The sequence below is a fragment of the uncultured Methanobrevibacter sp. genome (genome assembly GCF_900314615.1).
Classification (GTDB): domain Archaea; phylum Methanobacteriota; class Methanobacteria; order Methanobacteriales; family Methanobacteriaceae; genus Methanocatella.
In genome coordinates this window covers 1-26002 of record NZ_OMWA01000002.1, presented here as the reverse complement: position 1 = coordinate 26002, position 26002 = coordinate 1, and the positions used below count along the sequence as shown (strand labels likewise).

The window sequence follows — 26002 nt, the reverse complement described above, 5'->3', positions numbered from 1 at the left end:
TTAATCAAATTTCTTTAATACATTTCGCTCAAACAAGTATTTTGAAAGCAACATGTTTGATGTACCCTTTCCATGAGCCTCTACATTATTTTTAACTATTGCTTTAAAAATGCTGTCAATATCTTTTTCAGCATCAACCAGACTATAACAGTCCCCAACGAATTCCCAGTAATGGGCATCACTTGCTCCCAGGGAAGGAATATTTTCTTTTTGTGATAATTTTTTTGCTTTATTATTGCAGTAACCTGCAATAAATCTGGCGTTTTTTGTTTCTATTGCATCTATTTTTAATTTTTTATAGTCTGTTTTATGCAGCAGTCCATGTCTGTAAAAACAATATGGATGAGGTATAATTGCAAGACCTCCTAAATCATGGATTCTGTCAATTGTATCTTCAGGAGTTAGGTCTCTAGGTATGTTTTCCTCACAGCCAAAACCAAGTATATGGCCTTCTGTTGAAGAAATTTCTATAGATGGAATGGCTAATATATCTGTGTTTCTTGTTTTTCTTAAAACTTCACTGGTTCCATCAACGGTATTGTGGTCACTAATTGCAATCACATCTATATTTCTTTTTCTGGCTACATCCAGTATGTAATCTATTTTTGAATTTGAGTCCGGCGAATATTCGCTGTGGATATGTGAGTCCATTTTTAGCATTTTATCATCCTAATATTGTCTTTACTAATCCTACAGTACCGGTCATCATCACATCACCTCCAGGTGCAGCATGATGCCAGTCAAGATTTGTTTTTTCAATCAGTTCCCTTTTAGGCCCGCTCACTATTACTTTTTCCAATTTTGAAATCGGATTTAAAACATGTGCGCCGTGGCCATGGTCATTGTAAACTTCTTCATGGGTTATTTCACCTGATGCCAGTCTTTTTATGTATCTTTCAAGTGATTCACCAGTTAAACTTGATGTATGATGTTCAAATACTCCTTGAATTTTACCGTTTTCTATTGATGCTGCTGTTGTGTGACCGTTTCCTATATCTATTACCACAAAACTGTTTAATTTTTCAACCATTTCATCGTAACACATTCCAGCTATTGATGCAAATTTGGTATCCATTACCAATGGTGTATCTTCTATTCCTTCAGATTTTATCTGTCTTTTTACAGCCTGCATTCTTGTGAAATATTCAGGAATGTCTTCAACAAATCCGAACTCCAGTGGTGAAATAGGTTTTGAGACTTTTTCTCTTATTTTTTCGAATCTGAAATCCCGATCTCCCATATTTTCATTGTATCCGTGATCCTGTACAGCTATTGCAATCTTATCAAAGTCAAATTCCAGGTCATATCCAAGTAAAAATTCTGAAAGTTTTGTAATGTTTATATCTCCAAGGGAAATTTTTGTATAGTCTTTGAATTCCTTTTCATTTTCAGATATTTTTATTCCGAATGATTTTACCTGTTCAAGGTTGTCTCTGATTGTTCTTGCACATGTAGGGTGCATTACAACGTCATATCCTTTATCCATATGCTCCTGGATAGTCTTTTTTAATTTTCCTCCGCCCATTATTTCTCCTTTAAAGTAGATGTCATTTTCTATTTCTCTTATTTTTTGTGAAATGAACAAATGCGGGGAAGGCAATACCAATTTTATGGAATTTTCCAGTTCTTTTTCAGTATCGTATATCATTATATCCTGGGTACCTGTTCCTACATCAATAGCTAATATTCTCATGGTTTTAAATTGTTTTTTATATTATTAATAATTAAACTGTACATTTTTGTACAAAAAAGATTTATATAGTACATTGATGTTAGTATTATTATGGATTACAAAATTACTTTAAACTCTAATGAAGTGCCTAAAGAATGGTACAATATTATCGCTGATTTGCCAGTTGAACTTCCTATGCCTATTAATAGTGAAGGTAAAGATCAGATTGCATCTCTTCAGTTGGCTTTTACAAAAGCAGGTTTGGAACAGGAATTTGCTCAAGATCAATATATTAAAATACCAAATGACGTAAGAAAACTTTATATGCAGATGGGCAGACCTTCTCCATTATTTAGAGCTACTAAACTTGAAGAGTATCTTAATACTCCTGCTAAAATCTATTATAAGCGTGAAGATACTTCGCCAACGGGTTCACATAAGTTGAACTCAGCTATCCCTCAGGCTTATTTTGCTAAAAAAGAGGGTGTTGAAAGATTAACTACTGAAACCGGTGCTGGCCAATGGGGTACGGCTTTATCTCTTGCATGTAATTTGCTTGACATTGAATGTACAGTTTATATGGTTAAAGTATCATTCAACCAAAAGCCTGACAGAAAAAATATAATGAATATCTATAACGGTAATGTCTATGCTTCTCCAAGTGAAAATACTAAAGTAGGCAGAGGTATTTTAGCTGAAAATCCAGACCATCCAGGCTCTTTAGGAGTAGCTATTTCTGAAGCTATGGAAGAAGCTCTGGAAAATGATGAAGTCAAATACTCTTTAGGTAGTGTATTGAACCATGTAATGCTTCATCAAACCATTATCGGTCAGGAACTTAAAAAACAGCTTGAAATTGCTGAAGAAACTCCTGATGTGATGATTGCTTGTGCAGGTGGTGGAAGTAATCTTGCAGGTTGTTTATTCCCATTTATTAAAGATAAAATTAACGGTGAATCTGAAACTCAGTTTATTGCAGTTGAACCTAGCGCTTGTCCTACATTAACTAAAGGAAGTTATGAATACGATTTCGGTGATGTCAGCGGATTTACTCCAATGCTTAAGATGTTTACCTTAGGTCATGACTTCGTTGCTCCTACTGTTCATGCAGGAGGTTTAAGATACCATGGTATGTCACCTTTAGTATCACTATTAACTAAAGAGGGCTATATTGAACCTAGATCTGCTCATCAAAGAGATGTTTTCGAAGCCGGTATTACATTTGCACGTAATGAAGGTATATTGCCTGCTCCTGAAACCACTCATGCAATTAAAGTTGCTATTGATGAAGCATTAAAATGCAAACAGACTGGTGAGGAAAAAACCATTGTCATGAACTTCTCAGGTCATGGAATGTTGGACTTAAAAGGATATGCTAGCTATTTCGAAGGATCTATGGAAAACGCTAAATAATCCTTCTTTATTTTTTTTATAATTTTTGACTTATAAGTTATAACTTATCATTTTTTCTTAATGTTATAAGTTATAACTAATAACTTGCAAGTGTTAACTAATAACTTATTTGTGAAAACGAATAATTTATAAGATAGAAGTTATAAAATATAACTTATTTGTTAAAAGTTAGTTATGATAAGTTATTTCTTAAAACTTATTTTTTATAACTTTGAAGTTTTAACTTAAAACTTAATTCCTATCCCTTAGAAGTTAGAACTTAGAAGTTATTTCCTTTAAGTTTTAATTTAAAAGTAATAACTTAATCCTTTTAACTTATACTGGATAACTGAAAAGTTATTCTTTAAAAAATATAATTTTTAAGTTATAAATCATAACTGATAACTTAAAACTTATCAGAAATAGGAGAATTCTTGAATGAGTGAAGTAATTGCGGTGATGAATCAAAAAGGGGGTTGTGGTAAAACAACAACTGTTGTAAATACTGCAACATCTCTAGCAGTGATGGGAAAATCTGTTTTAGTTGTAGATATGGATCCTCAGGCTAATGCTACAACTAGTTTCGGGATTGATAAAACTAAAATAGAAAATACAATCTACGATGCTATCATAGGGGATATAAGTATTAAAAAAGCAACAATTCCTACGTTTATTAAAAATTTGTTTATTATCCCAAGTAATATATCCCTTAGTGGAGCAGGAATGGAGCTTTCTAAACGTGAAAATTATCATATAATTTTAAAAGAAACTCTAAAAGATGTTGTCCCATTATTTGATTACGTTTTCATCGATTTACCTCCTTCATTAGGTGTCATAACAGTCAATGCATTAGTAGCTTCCGATAGTGTTTTAATACCTATCCAAGCTGAGTATTATGCCCTTGAAGGTGTTGCTGACTTAATTAATACTATTCAGTTAGTTGAAAAGAGACTTAGAAGTCCAACCCCAATAAAAGGAATTCTCCTAACTCTATATGATAAGAGAACCAGACTTAGTAAGGATGTACATAAAGAGCTTAAAAGTCATTTTGGTGAAAGCAATCTGCTGTTTAAAACTGTTATTCCTAGAAATATTAGATTAGCTGAGGCTCCAAGTTTTGGAAAACCTTGTTTAATTTATGATCCGGACAGTACTGGAACAAAAGCTTATTTAAAATTAGCAAAAGAAATCTTAAAAAGAGATGAGGAGGGTATCTAATGCCTCGTAAAGGTCTTGGAAAAGGATTGGATTCTTTAATCCCGGATATTTATGATGAAAATTTTGATAGTAATTCCACTCCATCTTTAGAAGATATGTTAAATGATACTGAGCCTGAAGAAACTCCAAAAGAACCGGAAACTCCTAAAGAAGAACCTCCAAAAGAGGAAGAAAAGCCTAGTGATGATAAAAATATTTTTGAGGAAATAGAGGAAGAGGACGATGTTGAAGAAGATAAACCAACTTCAGAAGGAAGTGAAGAAAGCGGAGAAGAGGTCTCAGAGGAAGAAACAGAGGAAGAAACTTCAGAGGAGACTGGAACATCCGAAGACTTATCTGGCGATAGCAGTAGCGAAGAGACTGTACAAACATCACAAGAAGTCCCAGAAATCCGAGTAAATATGGCTCATGTTGATGAAGTTAAAGAAATAGTAAATAAAAATCCAAGGATTACACTTTGGTCTGCTAGATCTTCAGCAGTATTTAGATACTTACGTAAAACTGAACCTGAATTCAGTATTTCTAAAGAAGCTTCCACTTTAATTGATGAAGCTGTTTCTAAAAAATATCCTGAAATATGGAAATTATTTGAAGAATTCTAATTTCTTATAATCTACTTTTTTTTATTATATTTTATAATATTACTATTTGATATTTTTTGTCGATTTTTACAGTTGAAATTGTGCTCTGTATATTTTCAATAAAATATATTATTACTATTTTTTTTCTATTGATATTGTCAAATCTACACTCAATTATTATAAAATAAATATGCTTCATTCATTAAATAATCTATCATAAAAACTAAAAATCAAAAGTAGTTTGATATTGTCCGCTTATTTTGATATATGGTTCAGCTCTGTCTACTACAACACCTAATTTTCGAAGCTGTTCTTTATTCGTAAATGGTGATTTTTTCCTAATAGAAATTATTTGTTTTGCAGATTTTATACCAATACCTGGAACTCTTATCAGTTCTATCAATGGTGCAGAGTTGACTTCTACAGGGAATATATCCATATTTTTTGCAGCTAATATCTTCGGATCTTGTCTCAGAGATAACTTATCATTATCATCAAATACCAGTTCCTTTACGCTGTAGTGATAATCATTAAGTAAACTGTCTGCATTGTATAATTTTGCGGTCCTGTCTGTTGAACATGCCTCTTTATTGCTGAAATCTGTTTCTTCAATTGGGGTAAAAGCAGAAAAATATGTCCTTTTCAGATCGGATTTTTTGTAGATTTTTTCCATTCTTGATAAAATCTCCTTGTCACTTTCATCATTTGCACCGACAATAAGCTGGGTGGTATGAGTAGAATTTGGATATGTTGTACTTTTATGCTGTAGAGAATTTATCCAGGATAATCTTCTCAGTATATCTTTGTTATAGTCTTTAGTAGATGATAATTCCGCAAGACCTGAAGGAGTTGCAGCTTCAATGTTAATACTTACTCTATTTGCCAATGCCATTGCCCTTCTAATGGAATCCTTGCTTGCTCCAGGTACAATTTTAAGGTGGATGTAGTCATCATATCCATATTTTTTTCTTAAAAGATGAACAGTTTCAATCTGTTTTTCCATTGTGGAGTCTACATCATCACTTATTCCAGAGCTTAAAAATAGACCGTTTACAAGGCCTCTGTTGTAATATCCAAGAAATGCCTTTGCAAGTTCCTCAGGTGACAGTTCCAGTCTTGTAAAGTTTCTTTTAGACTGGTTTATGCAATACTTGCAATCGTTTTTGCATTTATTTGATTGGAGTGTTTTAAAAAGAGGAATTTTACATCCGTTATGGCCTATAGCTTCATAGATTCCGGGTAAATTTATTTGTGAGCTCTTATTGTGACTGACATAATCACATAAGTCATATTGTGCGGAATCTGTAAGAATTTTCATCTTTTCTAAAGTACTCATACTAATACTATATTTGTTCTGTTAAATAAGAATTATTTTTACAATATATTATATCTCATATTTTTTACATTTATACAATAATGAATTTTATCCAGTTTTTTTATACATTATTTTAATTTCTTTGAAAACTTTTCATTTCAATTCATTATATTTTCATGATTTTTATAAAAAGCAGGATATATTGTAATTTGTATAAAAAATATCAAATAGACATCAATTTGTATATTTTAATCGAATTTTTTGTTATTTTTGTAAAGTATATATATGATAAAAAGATTACATAACATTAGTTATTATTTTAATTTAACATTATGAAATAATAGCTGTGAAGAAAAATATTGTTGTACAATATTATATATAGAATAAAATTGAATGAAATGAAAGGTGTCGATGATGAACTTGAAATCTAAAATATTAAAATTATCCATTATATTAATGTTTGTTTTAGTATTAATTCCTGTAGCTAGTGCTATGGATTCAGATGAAAGTTTTTATCAGGAATATGAAACCGCATCTGATATTGAATGTCAAGATTATGAGGGCATCGTCGAAGAGTATGGCAACTGGCAAGTTGTAGATGCTCAAGAAGAAATATCTTCGGATTCTGATTATGATGGTTTTGATGAAATTGATACGGAATATTCAGATCAAAGTCAACCTCAAGTAGATAATGAAGATAATATAATAAATGTTGCAGAATTTGAAGAAAATTCTGTTATAGAAACTCATGAAATAATAAATGAGGATACTTCTGTTGAAGTCGAATATGAAATTTCATCTCAAAATGTAGATGATATACTTAATAATATTAATGAAAATAGTGTTGAAGACTTAACAATAGAAAGTATTGTGAATCAAGGTTCAATTTTAATTTCTAAGTATGATGATGAAGTAATTGTTAATTGTGTAAAAATTAACCAAATTCTATCTGCTGAAATGGAAAGTACTGAGTTAACGAATTTAAATCGTAATATAGACAAAGTACTGGAGTTGAAGAATAATCTTTTATTAAAACAGGATGTCCAAGCTACATTTTCAGGCGTAAACATTAATGAATTAGAGGACATTGTAAGTTGTATGAATTATATCAATACTGATTTTGCATATAGTATAGATAACTCTATAGTGGGAAATCATGCAGGAATTTTTTTCGCTGGTCAATCTTGTTTTATAAAATTATCTCCTTGTTTTGCTGCTACTTTTTGTGACTTTTTATCTGTTGAATGTTTTTTCTTTGGTGATTTTATTATTGCTTCTGGAATTTTTTGTGATTTTGTTGTAGAATATAGTCAATGTAATCTGTGTTTAATAGAATTTTTAGTATAAAATTTAACCCTGTCAGAGGTCTATCTGATAATTATTGTAAATATAATATATAGATTAAATAACTATAATGCCGGATTGATCGTTTTAAATTTATGGCTGAGATATATTAATGTGGTTGATTTTGGTTTATATGTAAGGAAATATTACTAGGCAGTTATTTTAAATCAGTAAAGTGATTTTCACATGGCTGTTACAAATTTAGTTATTTTAATTCAATATATTCTTCCAGAAAATATATTGGTATACAGTATATTTTATATTGGTTCTTTTTTAGCACATGCCAGCGTAAGCTCTGTTTAATTTTTATACCTATTTTTTAATCAAACAGTTAATTTATTTCTAAATAATACAAACATTTATATACTATTAAGATATATATTAATAATTAGTGCAGAAATGTACTTCTTTCATATCTATTCTAATTTTATAAAAAAATATAATATATATTGTATGTGGTTTTTTTCTTCAATAAAATAAAATATTTGAGGTAAAAAACATGAACTTTAATGCGAAACTTTTAGTAGTCGCTTTAATTGTTGCAATGATCTTTTCTGTAGGTGCAGTCAGTGCAGCTGAAAATAATTTAAATGCAACATCAAGCGATTTAACTCAAGTTCCACATGAACAGGTTGTTTCAGTTGCTGAGCCAACAGTTCAGGAAGTTGAAACAATCGATTTAGAAACGTCTGATACTAAAGATACGGCTGTAACAAATGAAATCACATCTGGGTCAGACAATCTAAAAAGTACTGATTCTACTAAAGAATCTTTAAAAGAGAGTAAAAAAGGTAGTTCCCTTTTAGGGGTTTCAAATGAGGAAAATGTTTTAGCAGCTACAATTTATCCTACTGGAAGTGCATTTTCCGATATTCGTGATGCTATTGCCCGGGCAAATAATGGAGATATAATTGATTTGCAGGGTAATACTTTTTATGGATTTGGTGGAAATATTATATGTGAAAAAGCAGTAACAATTGCCAACGGTAAGTTGGACGGCAATAACTATACTGCAACTTTCAAGTTCATAGGTTGTGTTTTAGAAAATTTAACTGTCTCTAATCTGCATACTCCTGGTGGTACTACTATCCGAAACTGTCAATTAAACAATGTTTCATTTGACAATATAATATCAGATGACTCCTGTGACTTTCTGATAAGGAATACTAAGTTAGAAGGAGTTAATTTTACTAATTGTCATTCTTTAAAGCCTGCAGATCCTCAGGGAAAAGATTTTGAACATTCAGTTATGATTGTTTCATATGGAACTAATTTTAATAACTGTTATTTCATAAACTGTTCTTCAAATAGGCATTCCGGTGCAATCTGTGTGGCAGGTGAACCAGGTAATACTGCAAATATCACAAACTGTGTATTTGACAATTGTACTTCCGGTGTAGGTGGAGCTGTTTATTTACACGGAACCGGTTTAAGTGCAAATCGTCACAGTAATATTATTAACTGTACATTTAAAAATTGTGAAGCAACTGAATGGGGTGGAGCTTTAGGTTCCAGTCAGGATTATTTAAATGTTGAAAATTGTAAATTTATAAATAACACTGCTAAACAAGGTGCAGCTTTCATGGTTGGAGGAATCACTCATGGTTTAGATGGTGATAACTCACAAGGTCACTATAACACTATGAAAAATAGTTATTTCTTCAACAACACTGGTACTGAAGAAGGTGGTGCGGTACATATTACTGGTCACCATAACAGTGCAATCGACTGTACATTTGATGATAACTTTGCTGAAAAAGGTAAAGGTGCAGCAATTTATGTAGAAGGTGATTATGCTTCTATTGACGGTTCTATATTTACTCGTCATCAATCTGAATCAGGTACTGTTTATATTGAAGGTAACCACTTCACTTGTAATAACTCTGAATTTAAAAATAACACTGCAAGCCACGGTGGTGCAGGTATTTATGTAGAAGGTGACTACTCCTATATTGATAATTCTGTATTCATCAACAACAATGCATCAAGACATGGTGGTGCTATTCACACTACTGGTGATAATGCTAAAATTTATAATTCAGAATTCAGAGAAAATAATGCTATACCAAGTGCGACTGATTCAGATTATGGATTAGGTGGAGCTATCTTTATTAATGGTAAGAACAATGATATTTCATATTCTAAATTCAAATATAATACTGCTCGTAATGGTTCTGCAATTTATAATAGGGGAGATGACTTAAAGTTAACTGATGACTTATTTGAAAACAACCAGGCATGGAGTTACTTCTTGTTTACTGAAGCTAAACCTCCTGAGGCTTACTGGTCTGAAGATATGGAATTTGCAGTAAATGTAACTCTTGTAGCAGGTGATAATCTTATTAATGCTATTTACAATGATCGTGGTATTTATGAAATTTATTTCTATAATGTTACATACACTTTAAAACCAACAGAATTATACCCAACTGGTATTAAAACCACAACTCCTGAAGAACTTCACCCTGTTAAAGGTGTTGGAAACAGTCAAGGCGGTAAATATCTTTACCAAGATGCTCGTGAGGATGACCAAGTAGTAAACATTAACATTACTTTTAAAGATGGTAAAGTTTTCGAATACACTGGTAAGACTAATATGTATGGTAGTGTTTCATTCCCAATTACTAAAGAAAACATGTCTGATGGTCAGTTCCATCCGGGAATATATACTGTAAATGCAGAGCACCCTAACGATGATATTTATACATATATTTCTAACTCTACTAAATTCACTATTCTTCCTAATGTAGATGTAAGTGTAACAAAAACAAGTGACAAGGATGTATACATTATTGGTGAAAATGCAACATTTACCATTAGGGTAAGTGGTGTTGGAACCAATGCAACAGATGTTAGAGTAAAAGATATTCTTCCTGATTCTTTGAAATTTGTTAGCTATACTGCTACTAAAGGAACTTATGACTCTGTAAATAATGAATGGTATATTGGATTCTTACCACATCTCGGATCTGAAACATTAACATTAACAGTTCTAACTACAAAATTAGGTACTTATGACAATGTCGTTAATGTTACTTCCGCAGAAAGAGACTGGAACTTATCCAACAATGTAGATAACAAAACTATTCATGTAGATGTATACTACACAAAAGAAGCTAATGTAACCAATGTTTCTGCTGGTGAAAACTTAGAATACTACTTAAGAGTATTCAACACTGGTAGCTCTGATTATACTCAAGTAATTCAAATTAGAGATACTCTTCCACAAGGAATTAGATATCTCGGTCAATATGAATTGCAAGGTGCTGATCTTGTTAGATACATTAACTACGGCGATCAGCAAATCTGGTATATTACCAATATTACTGCTGGTACTCGTGCTAAAATAACTATTAAAGCTAAAGCTTTAGAAGAAGGTCTTTGGAACAACACAATGAACGTATGGGATTTACCTGAAGTAAATGCAACTGTTAATGTAACTCACAATGCTGATTTGGAAATTATCAAAACAGTATCTGTTCCTCAAGTAAGTAAAGGAGATATCATTAACTGGACTGTTGTTGTAATCAACCATGGTCCTAGTGTCGCATCTGATGTTGTTGTAAAAGATATATTGCCATACGGATTAGAACAATATGGTGTTGCTATTCCAGATTATCCAACAAGATTTAATAGAAATACTGGTACCTGGACAATCGGTACTTTAGAAGTTGAAAGACCTGTAAAATTAATTATCCCTACTAGAGTAACTATTTATGGTAGAAACATTACAAATACAGCTAATGTAACTTCAACTACTCCTGATCCAGTTCCAGAAAACAATGAAGACAATGAAACTGTTGAATTCTATCCTGATGTAACTGTTGTAAAAACTGTATCCAATAGAACCACTTCTCATGGATCTATTGTTACATGGACTATTAAAGTTACCAACAATGGTCCTCACGATGCAACTGGTGTATATATAATTGATAAATTACCTGCAGGATTAAGATATGTTGGCTCAACTGCTGATGTAGGTGAATATATGCCTGGAAGCGGAAGATGGACTATTGGTGATTTAGCAGAAAATCAATCTGTAACCTTAACTATCAACACTGAAGTTACTGTGTATGATGGTTTCATTACAAACAATGTTACTGTATATGCACCAAATGACGGTGATCCAACAAACAACTTTGATGAAGACTACACTGAAGTAATTACCAAAGCTGACGTTGGTGTAGTTAAATTGGTATCCAGTCAAACTTCCCGCTATGGTGATGAAATTACCTGGACTATTAAAGTTACTAATTACGGTCCTAATGTAGCTGAAAATGTTGTTTTAATTGATTACTTGCCTATTGACGATTTACAACAAACAAAACAACCATATGTATCCAAAGGACAAATTTCCCACGAAGGTGTTACTGGAAGATGGGATATTGGTAATATGACTGTTGGTGAAACTCAATATATGGAAGTTTACACCAAAGTTATCACAACTGATAAAACTATTATTAATACAGTTGTTGTAACTTCTGATACAGAAGATCCAGACCTTTCCAACAATCGTGCTGAAAACGGTACTGTCGTACCTCCTGAAGCTGATGTACAAGTAATCAAAAGAGTAAGCAACTTCACTCCTAACAAATATGATAATGTAAATTGGACTATTACAGTTTATAATGTAGGTCCAAATGTTGCTAAAAATGTAGTTGTAACCGATGTATTGCCAAATGGATTAAGATATGTATCTAATGCCCCTCCAACTGGAGGTAAAGGAACTTATAGTCACACTTCAAATACATGGAATGTTGGTACTTTAGAAGTTGGTGTAAGATATGAATTAACAATTACTACTCAAGTTGTTGACACTGGTAGAATTACTAATGAAGTAAATGTAACCACTTCAACCTATGATACTAACTTGACTAACAACTATGACAATGAAACTATTGATGTACCGGCTATTGCTGATTTGGAAATTACAAAAATCGTATCAAATAAAACTCCTAAATATGGGGATGTTATTACCTGGACTATAACTGTTCACAATAACGGTCCAAACAACGCAAGAAATGTTGTTGTAAATGATACTTTGCCTGCTGGATTAATTTATATGACTCACAAAGTTAGTGTGGGATTATATGATTATGCTCAAGGAATCTGGCAAATTGGTGATTTAGGAATTGATAAAACTGTAACATTGACTATTACAACCAGAGTAAACGTTACCAATGCAACTATTACCAATGTTGCTGTTGTAAATTCAACTACTCCGGACAATGATACTACAAACAATGAAGCTAATAACACTACTGATGTTGATCCAATGGCTGATTTAGCTATTGATAAGACTGTAGATAATCACGGTCCTAAGAAAGGGGATAACATTACATGGATTATTACTGTAGTAAATAAAGGTCCTGATGCTGCTATAAATGCATTTGCTATTGATATTTTACCAAATGGTTTAACATTTGTTAATGCTAGTGGTAACGGTACATATGATAAAGATACTAATATATGGACTATTGGCGACATTGAAAATGGTGGAAGCAGAGTATTATATATTGTAACTACTGTAGAGGTATCCGAAGAAGTAATCACTAACACTGTAAATGTAACTTCTGAAACTCCTGATCCTGACTTAACAAACAATGAAGATAATTCTACTATTGATGTAGGTCACGAAGCTGATTTGGGTATTATTAAAACAGTATCAAACAGCACTCCTAAATTTAATGATGAAATTACATGGACTATTACAGTTAAGAATAATGGTCCTGACGATGCTGTAGATATATATGTAAATGATACCTTGCCAAAAGGATTAGTTTGGATTTCAGATAATGGTAATGGAACATATAATCATAATACTGGTATTTGGACTATTGGAAATTTGACAAATCAATCCAGCATTACTTTAATTATTAGAACTTTAGTGAATGTAACTAATGCTAACATTACTAATATTGCTGTTGTGGATAGTGATACATACGATCCAAACCCTGAAAACAACACTGACAATGATACAATTAATGTTAGACCTGAAGCTGATTTAGAAGTTATTAAAGTAGTATCCAACAAAAAACCTCACTTCGGTGAAAATATTACTTGGACAATAACTGTAATTAATAACGGTCCTAATGATGCTGTTGATGTATATGTAAATGATACATTACCTAAAGGATTAATCTATCAAACTGATGATTCAAATGGTAAATATAATCCTGAAACTGGTGTTTGGACTATTGGTAATTTAACTAATGGTGCTAGAGTTGTATTAAACATTAAAACTTTAGTGAACATTACTAATGCTACTATTACAAATGTTGCTGTAGTAAACTCCACTACTCCAGATAACAACACTGACAACAACAAAGGAAACAACACTACTGATGTTGACCCTGAAGCTGACCTTGAAATCATCAAATTGGTATCCAACAAAACCGCTCAAAAAGGCGATGTAATTACCTGGACAATTATAGTAACCAATAAAGGTCCGGATAATGCATTGGAAGTATATGTAAAAGACACTTTACCTAAAGGTTTAGTATTAACAGGTTATTCAAGAACCAAAGGAATATTCGATCAAAATGACATGACCTGGTACATTAAATCATTGGCTAAAGGCGAATCACAGAATTTAACTTTAACTACTTTGGTTAATGTTACCAACATGACCTTGAGAAATATTGTAAACGTAACTAATGATGTATATGATCCTAATGAAACCAACAACGAAGCTAACAATACTACTAATGTTGACCCAGAAGCTGATTTGGAAGTAATAAAAACAGCTATGAATTCAACATATAATAAAGGAGATATTGTAGTTTGGAACATTACTGTAATAAATCACGGTCCTGATGCAGCGGTTGATGTCCGTTTAATTGATTTTGCTCAAGAAGGATTAATATTCATTGATGAAACCTATGAAATTTATCACCAGATTATTGGTAGATACTTGGGAACATTGCAAGTCGGAGAATCAGTCACATTATTCATTAAAACTTTAGTGAATGCTACAAATATTACATTGGTAAATCAGGTTGCTGTATTTGCAGTTGAAACTCACGACCCTAACCCTGACAATAATTATGACAATGATACAATCAAAGCAAATCCTAAAGCAGACCTTGTTGTAGAGAAATTTGTTTCTGCAAATGTAACCAAGACTGGTGAAGAAATTACTTGGACAATTAAAGTAACTAACAACGGTCCTGATGTATCTGTTAACACAAAAGTCTCTGATAAGTTGCCTGCAGGATTGATTTACAACGGTCATAAGGCTGAAATCGGTAATTATGATCCTGAATCAGGTGTATGGATTATTGGTGATTTGGCTAACGGTGAAAGTAAAGTATTAGAAATTTCCACTATTGTAAATATTACCAACAAGACTATTGTTAACGTTGCAAATGTAACCAGTGATACTCCTGGTAACAGAACCAACGGTACTAACAACACTACTAGTTTCGGCGATATTGCTGATTTAGAAGTAATCAAATTGGTATCCAATGCAACTCCTAAGAAAGGAGATGTAATTACCTGGACAATTATTGTAACTAACCATGGTCCTGATAAAGCAATAGGTGTAAATGTGACTGATGAGTTGCCTGCTGGTTTAATCTACAACGGTCACGATGCTGAAAGTGGTCTTTATGATCCATCTAGAGGTATTTGGATTATTGGTGATATGGCATCCGGTGATTCCTACAAATTATTCATAAGAACTATTGTAGACATTTCAAATGGTACAATTGAAAACATTGCTGTTGCAAATTCATCCACTCCGGATAACAACACTGACAACAACAAAGGAAACAATACTACTACTGTCAACGATGACGCTGATTTAGAAATTGTTAAAGTTGTATCTAACAAAAACCCTAAATACGGTGAAACAATCACTTGGACTATTACTGTAACAAACAATGGCCCATCTGATGCGAAAAATGTAAAAGTTACTGATAAATTGCCTGCTGGATTAATTTTCAACGGCGCTAACGGTAACTATAATAAAGATACTGGTGAATGGATTGTTGGAGACTTAGCTAACGGTAAATCTGCAAGTTTAGTAATAACCACTATCGTAAACATTACTAACAATACTATCAGAAACGTTGCTAATGTAACCAGTGACACTCCTGATTCCAATAAAACAAACAATGAAGCAAACAACACTACTGATGTTGATCCTAAAGCTGACTTAATTGTTGTTAAAGAAGTTTCAAAACAAACTGTAAAAACAGGTGAAGTAATTACTTGGACTGTTACTGTAACTAACAAAGGTCCTGATGCTGCTGTTAATACCAGAGTAACTGATAAATTGCCTGCTGGATTAATCTTCATCACTTCCGATGGTGATTATGACCCAATTACAGGTATTTGGACTGTTGGTGATTTGGCTAATGGTGCATCTGCAAAATTGGTCATTACAACCCAAGTTAACATTACCAATGCAACTATCAGAAACGTAGCTAACGCTACTTCCGATACTCCTGGTAACAATACTCCTGGTAACAACACTACTAATTCAGACCCTAAAGCCGATTTGGTTGTTGTTAAAGTTGTATCCAATAAGAATCCTAAGTTCGGTGAAATCATTACCTGGACTGTTACTGTAACTAATAAAGGTCCTGATGCAGCTGTAAACACTCGTGTAACTGATAAATTACCTGCTGGATTAATCTTCATTGATGCTAATGGTAATTATGATGCTGCTACTGGTGTTTGGACTGTTGGTGATTTAGCTAACGGTGCATCTGCAAGCTTAATAATCAGAACTCAAGTTAACATTACCAATGCTACTATCAGAAACGTAGCTAATGTAACTTCTGATACTCCTGGTAACAATACTCCTGGTAACAACACAACTGATGTAGATCCTAAAGCTGATTTGGTTGTTGTTAAAGTTGTATCAAATAAAAATCCTCACAAAGGAGAAATTATCACTTGGACTATTACTGTGACTAACAATGGTCCTGATAAAGCTGTAAATGTAAGAGTAACTGATAAATTGCCTGCTGGATTAATCTACATCGGATCCGATGGTAATTATAATAAAGATACTGGTGTCTGGATTGTTGGTGATTTGGCTAATGGTGCATCTGCAAGTTTAGTTATTACTACTCAAGTAGACATTACCAATGCGACTATTAGAAATGTTGCTAATGTAACTTCTGATACTCCTGGTAATAATACTCCTGGTAACAACACTACTGATGTTCCTCCTGAAGCTGATTTAGAAATTATCAAATTGGTATCCAATAAGACAACCAAAAAAGGTGAAATTGTCACCTGGACTATTGTTGTAACCAACAAAGGTCCTGATGCAGCTTCAAACATCTATGTGAAAGATACTTTACCTGCTGGTGTAACTTACAAAGCTCACACAACTTCAAAAGGATTATTCGATTCAAACAGCTTAACCTGGTTTATCACTGGATTAAACAATGGTGAATCCGCAACATTAACTATTAGTACTTTAGTGGATGTTGAAGATACCACATTAGTAAACAATGTAAATGTAACCAACGATGTTTACGATCCAAATAAAACCAACAACAAAGCTAACAACACTACTGTTGTAGACAAAGAGTTACCTGCAGACTTAGAAGTAACTAAAGTTGTATCTGATGCAAATCCTCACAAAGGAGATATCATTTCCTGGACTATTACTGTTGTTAACAATGGTCCTGGTGCTGCAAAAGATGTAAAAGTTACTGATAAATTACCTGCTGGTTTAATATTCATCTCAGCTAATGGTAATTATGATAAAGATACTGGTGTATGGACTGTTGGAGACTTAGCTAATAAAGCACAAGCAAGTTTAATCATTATTACTGTGGTAGATATTACCAACGCTAATATTACTAACGTTGCTGTTGCAAACTCAACTACTCCAGATCCAAATCCTGGAAACAACGAGGACAACGACACTACTGAAGTTGACCCTGAAGCTGATGTGAAAGTTATCAAAACAGTATCTAATCCAAATCCTTCCAAAGGAGATGTAATTACCTGGACTGTTGTTGTAACCAACCTTGGTCCTGACAAAGCTTTAAACGTAATTGTTGAAGAAAACTTACCTGAAGGATTACAATTAGTTTCCGCAAGAGGAAGCAAAGGTTCCTTTGAAGACAACATTTGGACTGTAGGAGACTTAAACAATGGTGAAATCGCTACATTAACTTTAACTACTAAAGTTTTAGTTTCAAGCGGTAAGATTGAAAACATCGTTGTTGCATCAAGTACCACATACGATCCAAATATGTCCAACAACAGAGATAAGGAAACTACTACTCCTAAGGATAAGTCTGGTAGTGCTGATTTGGAAATTATTAAAGTAGCTAATAAAGACAAAGTAAAAGTTGGAGATAAAATTATCTGGACTATTACTGTAATTAACCATGGTCCTGATAAAGCTGTTGGAGTTTACGTAAAAGATATCCTTAAAGCTGGAGATGCAATGTTAATTTCCGGTGACACTAATACTGGATTATTTGACGTAAATACTGGAATCTGGTATATTGGAAATATGGAAGCTGGAGAAACTGTAACATTAACAGTTGCTTTCAGAGCATTATCTGCTGGTGAAGCTGTAAACTATGCTGAAGTAAACAGCAGCACTCCAGATCCAAATCCAGATAACAACAAAGACAGTTCCACTGTTGTCATTGTAGATCCGGATGTTCCTCCTGTAGTTCCAGGTGAACCTTCCGAACCTTCAGAACCTTCAACTCCTACTATGCATGCTACTGGTAACCCAATTGTAATGGTTCTTTTAGCATTATTAGCTATTGTTGGTGTAACTTTAAGAAGAAAAGATTAAATTAAACACGATGGGAAATTAATTTTCCCATACTTTTTTATTTTTTGCTTGACATTTACTATCATTTTACTTTAAGATAGATATCATTATTTTAATAGATTTTGTCAAATATACTATTTTAATTAATTCAACTTTTAAAATTATTATAGCTATAGTCTTATTTTACTTAATTATATTGTTGAATGTATTCTCAAAATGCTTTTTAGTTAATTTTGGGATTTTAAACAAAATGTATATTTTTTTGAAAAATTTAAAAATTTATTAGGAATGTGTTAGTTTAATAGATTTTTTGAAGTTATTGTGATGGTAAATATAGTTTACATTATTCGATATTAATGGATTTTTGTAAAATATTTTTAACTATTAGGATAATTTATTAAATAATTATTTATTTTTTTTTCATGAAATTTATACTACTGATATAATATTTTATAATTAAATAATTAGTTTATTTAATATTAAAAAATAATAATATTTATTCCTATATTTTTGAAAAATATCTAGAAAATAATAATAACATATATATTTATTAAAAGGTAAAATATCAATTGCATATATGTTGGGATTGTAGAAAATATAACTAGGCATATGTGTTAATGAAAATTTGTACAAATAGTATTTAGATATTTTAAAAATTAAATGAAAATAGATACGTTTTGTATCAAAAAGCTTTTAATCAAAGCTTCAATCGTGTTTTATCACGATTTGATTTAGTGCTAAAAATAAAATAATTCAATCTTTCATGTATTTGCTAATCCCATAAGTTAGTTAAATATATTGGAGATTTTAAATCAAAATATAATATAATGATAATTAAATGGTTATTGCCCATATCTGAATTGGAATATTTTGGTATGGATTGATTTGATCATTACAGTTATTTTAAATCACGCCGTTGGTTTATACATGGCTGTCAATAGCTATTTATTTTATTTATTATATTATTATTTTACATTTCCTCATTTTTATATAACTTATTTTACTAGAATGTTCACTTTTTTATTAATTTATTAAATATTACTATTTTTATTAAAAAAATTAAAACATAAGCTTTATATTATTGAATATCTTAACTATAATTAGTACTATGTACATTTTCATTAATTTTTAAATATATTTTTTATACTATAGATGGATAATTTTCATTAGATTATTTAAACAAAATTATATAAAATTTGTTGTAAATGAGGAAAATTATGCATGTTAAGCGAAATTTGTTTTTCATTTTAATGCTAGTTTTAATAATTTTATCGTTTTCATTTGTAGCTGCGGCAGATAATGCTACGAGTGAAATTGGAAATGAAATTGGAATACTGGCTGTTTCAGATGAGTGTATAGTTGATGAGAATTTTAATGATAATTCTAAATTGAGCATATCAGAAAATGTGCAAGATTTGGATGTTAATGATAGTAAAACTTTGAATAAAAATGATGCTCAACTATTGGGTGTCAGTAATGATGAACCCGTACTTGGTGCTGTTCATACTTATACTTTTGATAGTGATTCTACTGCAAAGGCTATTGCTGATAAGATATTGGAATTTAGAAATACTGGTGGAATAATTTATCTTAATGGTAAAACATTTAATGCAATTAATCCTAATTGGTATACTCAGTATTCAGGTGATATAAAGGCAGGGGATAATGAAATTTTAGAAATCAATAATGTAAAGGTATTTGGAGGTTCTCCAGATAATCCTAATTTAATGGCTACTTTATTATCTAGTGGATATGGATTTAATTTCCATGGAAAAGACACAGGTAATTGGAGAGAAACTTGGGGTACTTCAGGTTGTAAATTGGTTAATGTTACTTTTGAAAATATTAATGCTACTGGTGGTTTAGTTAATTTTGCTAGTGGTTATGTAATAAATTGTACTATAAATAATTGTATATCTAAAACACAATTCATGGGTATGCAAGGTTCTTGTATGGATGGTGAACCAATACACATTTGGGGATGTAACTTTACTAATTGTCATCAAACTTATCCTGGTGCAAATGGTGTTAATGACGGTTCTGGTCAGTTAGGAGCTGTTTTTGGAATTGATATGAGGGATTGTAAATTTGAAAACACTTCTTCTGCACAACACGGTGGTGCTTTATGTATTGCTGATGAGTCAGAATGGGGTTCAGGTAATGTTTCTTCAACAATAACCAATACTAAATTTATAAATGTTACTTCTCGTTGGTTTGCGATTTATATTCACGGAAATTTCAGTACTTCTGTAAAATGGATTAAAAATCCAGAGGTAATTGATGGTTGTCAGTTTATAAATTGTACTGGTACTGGAGAATATTCTGCAGGTATTGGTATAAGTCATAATAATGTAATTGTTAGAAATTCAAATTTTACAAATAATCGTGGTGGACAAGGAGCCGCTATAATGGTTGGTGGTTTAAGCGGAGACCATGATGGATTCAGTGGTAGAAATTATCAGGGAAATAATGTAACAATAGAAAATTGTACTTTTACCAACAATGTAGCAACTATAGCAGGTCAATCTTCTTCATTTTGTGTTGCTGCATACAAAAAAATTTCTGAAGGGGGATATGTAGATCAACCACGTTATAGAAAAGATGGAGGTAATTATATTCCTGATCCAAATGGTGAATATTATTTAAAGCATGAAGATGTATGGTTTAATCCATCCGGTGATGCTGGAGCTGTATATGTTTATGGTAATGATACTAAAATTTTAAATTGTACTTTTGATTCAAATACAGCTGAAAGCGGAAACGGTTCTGCTATTTATATAGTTGGTGAAAGAGCTATTGTCAATGATACAAAATTCTATAATCATGAAGCTGTTAACGGTACAGTATTTATTAAAGGTAATAATGCTTTAATTTTCAATTCCACATTTATAAATAACACTGCTGATAATGGGGCTTGTATTTATATTGAAGGAAACAGGGCAAATATTAATAATTCCACATTAAATAACAATACTGCTGGCAATGGTACTATTTACATTATAGGTAATAATGCTGTAATTAATGACACTAATTTAAAGTATAATAATGCTAGCTATGGTGCTGGTATTTATATTAAAGGTAATTATTCAAAAATATTGAATTCTTCCTTGGATAACAATACTGCTTTTGATGGTGCTGGTATGTATATCAGCGGTAATAATGCAACAATCAATGGTACCAGTTTGAAATTTAATAATGCTACTAATGGTGGTGGTATTTATATTAAAGGTAATTATTCAATAATATTTAATTCTACTTTGGATAACAATACTGCTTTTGATGGTGCTGGTATGTATATTAATGGTAATGATGCGGTAATTAATGGTACTGGTTTGAAATTTAATAATGCTACTAATGGTGGTGGTATTTATATTCATGGTACTATTTCAAAAATTATTGCTTCCAATTTCACAAATAACACAGTTACCCATCAAGGTGGGGCTGTATATATTGATGGAAGTTATTCTTCTTTCATGAAAAATAATTTCATAAATAACACAGCTATTCCGCATGATAAGGATGAACTTTCAGGTCTTGGTGGTGCAATTTATGTAAAAGGAAGCAATACTGTTTCTATTGGAAATAATTTTGAACACAATAGTGCTCGTAATGGATCTGCATTTTATTCTAACGGAAAAAATTTAACCATTGTTGATGATTTGTTTAAGGAAAATCAAGCATGGAGTTATCTTTTAATTGTTATTGCTGATCCAGTTGAAAGTTATCTTAACACAAGTGATGTTGAAATTGAAGTTATTCATATCGGTGGGGACAACATACTTAATGCTATTCACAGTACTGCAGCATTCAATGAAACTCGTGTTAAAAATGTAACTTATATTAATTCGTTAGGTGATAAAATAGTCACCAATGCTACTGCATTCCAGTCTCCTGTGGATGGTGTGGAAAACAGTAAAAATGGAACTTTATTATATCAGGATAATCGTGAATATTTCCAACGTCTTAATATTAATGTAACTTTAGCTAATGGTACTGTTATACATCCAAAAATCCGTACAAATTCTAAAAGAGGACCTCTTGGTGCAAATAAAAATGAATGGACTTTTGAAGGCCTTCGTACAAACCTTTATGGTGATGTTTATATAACCATACCAAAAGAGGACTTGCAAGTTGGAGAATATTTGGTTACTGCAGAACACCCTGAAGATTGGAACTATAAATACATTAAAAATTCTACAAAGTTCTGGGTTTTACCTCACGTTGATTTGTCAGTTGTAAAAACCTGTAGTAATGTTACCTTCTTTGATGATGATATTGCTGTTTGGACAATAACAGTTTCCAATGCAGGAAATGCTTCCAACGCAACCAATGTTGTTGTAAAAGATTTACTTCCTTCCGAATTTGAATTTGTAAATTATACAGCTACAAATGGTACATATAATAATCATACTGGAGAATGGTTAATTCCAAAAATGGCCAACGGTACTAGTGAAACTTTAATAATTACTTCTATTGCAGAATCCTTTATTGATAGATTGAACAATATTGTCCATGTTGAATCCGATGAAAATAAGATTAAGGTGTCTGTTGATAGAACAAGTGAAAAGCAAATATATCATACTGATGATGTTGCTAACTGGACTATTACTGTTTCCAATGATGGGGATGTTGATGCTCATGATGTAAATTTAACAGATTTGATACCAATTGATTTTGAAGCTAATAATTACACTGCCACAAAAGGTACCTATGATATTGGTGCTGATAAATGGATTATAGGAGACTTACCTGCTCATACAAGTGTAACTTTAAAAATAAGTTCTCGTTCAATGGCTGATGATAATCATATTACTTATAATATTATAGTTGATTATAAGGAAAAACAATTAAACTTGGTTGCTAACAAAACTGCTGATAAGGATGAATATCATATAGGTGAAAATGTTATTTGCACAGTTACAGTTAAAAATGATGGCTGCTGCACTGCTACTAATGTGGTTTTAAAAGATATTTTACAACCTGAATTTAAATTCATAAGTGCTTCAGATTCTAGATTTAATCCTGATACAAATGAATGGACTATTGAGTCATTAGCAGTCGGTCAAAGCGAAACTTTAACAATTAATTGTGTTGCAGAAAGGGTCGAAGGTAATGTTACTAATTATGCTGAAATTTCCAGTGTTGAAGAAGATTGGAATAAACATAATAATATAGCTAATGCATCAGCTAGAGTTATTCCTCTCCCGCATCCGGTAAAATCTGTTGAAAATATTACTCCGTATTATAATGATGTTATTGAGTACAATTTAACTATCGTAAATACTGGAAATGTTACATATGGAAATAATTTAACAGTTATTGATAGCTTACCTGAAGGTTTAGTGTTTAATAAAACTGTTAAAGTCATTAATGCTTCTGTGGTTAACCAAACTGTTGACGGAAAATCAGTTGAATATGTTGTTGATGGTCAAAAAATTACTTGGATATTGACAAATATCACTGGAAATGCTACAATTGTTGTTAAAATTAAAGTTGTAGGTCTTGGTGATAAGATTATCAGGAACAGTACTTTTATTTCAAAGAATTTAACTTTAAATGCCTCTGTAGTTAAGTATGTTGGTAATTTGACTAATAATTTGACTGTTGTAGGTCCTAATGGTACTAATAAGACTGTAAACTGTACTGTTTATCCGGTTTCTATTGTAGATCTTTCTGTAAATATTACCAGTGACAAAGATGAATATTATGTAGATGATATTGCTGTTTGGACAATAACTGTATCAAATGCTGGAAATGGTACTAATGCGACTAATGTTACTTTGAAAGACTTCTTCCCGTCAGATAAATTCAAATTCATTAACTGTACTTTAGCTAATGGTACTACTTTCATTGGAGATACTTGGTATATCGGTAATTTAGCTAATGGTACTAATGTTACTTTCACAGTTTATTCCCTTGCTATTGCAACTGGAACTGCAAAACACAATGCTACTGTAACATGTAATGAGACTGAATGGAACTACACAAACAATAAAGCAAATAAAACAGTTAATGTTGTTCCTCTCCCATATCCAGTAAAAGATGTTTCTAACATTCTTCCTTACTATCATGACATGATTCAATATAATTTGACTATTGTAAACACAGGTAAAGGAACCTACACTAATATCTTGAATGTTACTGACAGTTTACCTGACGGTTTGAAATTCAACGGTACTTACAATGTTAAAGGTGCTGATGAGGTTAAATTTGTTAATGGTGGTCAAAAACTCACATGGACAATCACCAACATCACAGGTAAGAATGCAACTATAACTCTTTGGGTTAAAGTAGTTGAAATGGGCGACATAATAACAGATCGTGAAGTCATTGATGGATTAACTAATAATAAAACTATTACTTATCTTGGTAATTTGACTAACAACGTAACTGTTACAGGTCCAAACGGAACTAACAAAACTACAAACAAGACTGTTTATCCTAGACCTCTAGTTGATCTTTCAGTTAATATTACCAGTGACAAAGATGAGTACTTTGTCGACGATATTGCTGTTTGGACTATAACTGTTTCCAATGCTGGAAATGGTACTAATGCTACTAATGTTGCTTTAAAAGATTTATTCCCATCTGACAATTTCGAGTTCATTAATTGTACACCTGGTTTAAATTATGATAAAACAACTGGTATTTGGACAATCGGAAACCTTACTAACGGCACTAAACTTACTTTGGTAATTAATTCCCGTGCTATTCGTGAGGGTAAAGATATTAATCACACAGTTTCTGTAACCTGTAACGAAACTGAGTGGAATTACACTAACAATAAAGCTAATAAGACTGTAGATGTGGTTATTCTTCCATATCCTGTAAAAACTGTTAGCAATATTACTCCGTATTATCATGATGTAATCCAGTACAATTTAACTGTTGTAAACAATGGAACTACTATTTACACTGGTATTTTAAATGTTACTGATTGTTTGCCTGATGGTTTGGTATTCAATGGTACTTATAAAATTAGCGGTGCAAATGAAACTTCAAGATATGTTAATGTTAACAATCAATCACTCACATGGTTTATAACAAACATTACTGGAAAATCAAATGCTACTATTACTATTTATGTTAAAGTCAATGCTTTAGGTAGTAATTTAATTACTAACCGTACATTCATTGACAATATAACTAATAATAATAAGAATATTAAATATCTTGGTAATTTAACCAATAATTTAACTGTAACAGGTCCTAACGGAACTAAAAACACAACCAATAGGACTGTTTACCCAGTTCCTGTCGTTGATTTGTCTGTGAATAAGACTTCAGATAAACATGTTTACTTTGTAGATGATATTGCTGTTTGGACTATTGTTGTGTCTAATGCGGGTAATGGTACTAATGCTACTAATGTTATCTTAAAAGATCTTGTACCTTCTCAATTTGTCGTAATTAATGGAACTACACGTAACGGTACTTTTGAAAATGGTATTTGGACTATTGGTAATTTAGCTAATGGTACTAACGTTACATTGAAAATCTATTCACGTGTACTGGATACTATAACCAGTGTTGTAAATGTTACAAATACTGCTAACGTTACTTGCAATGAAACTGACTGGAACTTAACAAATAATGAAGATAATGTTACTGTCAAATTAGTTCCTCTTCCTGAACCAGTTAAAACTGTTAATAATACTGCTCCGTATTATAATGAAGTTATTGAGTATTATTTGACTGTTGTTAATGTTGGTGGAGTT

General features: G+C 31.9%; 9 protein-coding genes. 6 read left to right on the top strand and 3 right to left on the bottom strand.

Features of this window, described 5'->3' with window-relative positions; all coding sequences use genetic code 11:
• Positions 1 to 660: a PHP domain-containing protein gene (locus QZN33_RS00765; protein WP_296788434.1), complete on the bottom strand. Its 660-nt coding sequence runs from the start codon at positions 658 to 660 to the stop codon at positions 1 to 3.
• Between the two features lie 4 nt (positions 661 to 664).
• Entirely contained in the window at positions 665 to 1693 is a 1029-nt protein-coding gene (locus tag QZN33_RS00760; RefSeq protein WP_296788433.1) for a DUF1786 domain-containing protein, read from the bottom strand.
• A gap of 90 nt (positions 1694 to 1783) precedes the next feature.
• Between QZN33_RS00760 and QZN33_RS00755 the strand changes: the two genes are divergently transcribed.
• From QZN33_RS00755 to QZN33_RS00745, 3 genes are all read left to right on the top strand, one after another.
• On the top strand, positions 1784 to 3085 hold the full coding sequence (locus tag QZN33_RS00755; RefSeq protein WP_296788432.1) for a TrpB-like pyridoxal phosphate-dependent enzyme: 1302 nt from the start codon (positions 1784 to 1786) through the stop codon (positions 3083 to 3085).
• Positions 3086 to 3502: 417 nt separating this feature from the next.
• Complete coding sequence (locus tag QZN33_RS00750; RefSeq protein WP_296788429.1) at positions 3503 to 4282, top strand: ParA family protein; 780 nt, start codon at positions 3503 to 3505, stop codon at positions 4280 to 4282.
• Positions 4282 to 4884 carry an AAA family ATPase gene (locus QZN33_RS00745; protein ID WP_296788426.1) on the top strand — a complete coding sequence of 201 codons (603 nt, stop codon included), beginning with the start codon at positions 4282 to 4284 and terminating at the stop codon, positions 4882 to 4884. Before QZN33_RS00750 ends, QZN33_RS00745 begins: the two co-directional genes overlap by 1 nt.
• 202 nt (positions 4885 to 5086) lie before the next feature.
• Here the strand turns inward: QZN33_RS00745 and QZN33_RS00740 are convergent, their stop codons facing one another.
• A complete protein-coding gene (locus QZN33_RS00740; protein ID WP_296788421.1) occupies positions 5087 to 6199 on the bottom strand; it encodes a radical SAM protein in 1113 nt (370 codons plus the stop codon).
• A 399-nt stretch (positions 6200 to 6598) separates the two neighbouring features.
• On the opposite strand from QZN33_RS00740, the gene QZN33_RS00735 reads away from it, so the two are divergent.
• The 3 genes from QZN33_RS00735 to QZN33_RS00725 all read left to right on the top strand — a co-directional run.
• Positions 6599 to 7525 (top strand): hypothetical protein, encoded by a 927-nt coding sequence (locus QZN33_RS00735; protein WP_296788418.1) that lies wholly within the window; start codon positions 6599 to 6601, stop codon positions 7523 to 7525.
• 496 nt (positions 7526 to 8021) lie between these two features.
• The gene (locus QZN33_RS00730; protein ID WP_296788415.1) at positions 8022 to 18305 is read left to right on the top strand and encodes a CARDB domain-containing protein; all 10284 of its coding nucleotides are present in this window, start codon (positions 8022 to 8024) and stop codon (positions 18303 to 18305) included.
• A gap of 1196 nt (positions 18306 to 19501) precedes the next feature.
• On the top strand, positions 19502 to 26002 hold a 6501-nt coding region (locus tag QZN33_RS00725), incomplete at its 3' end, for a right-handed parallel beta-helix repeat-containing protein (protein ID WP_296788411.1).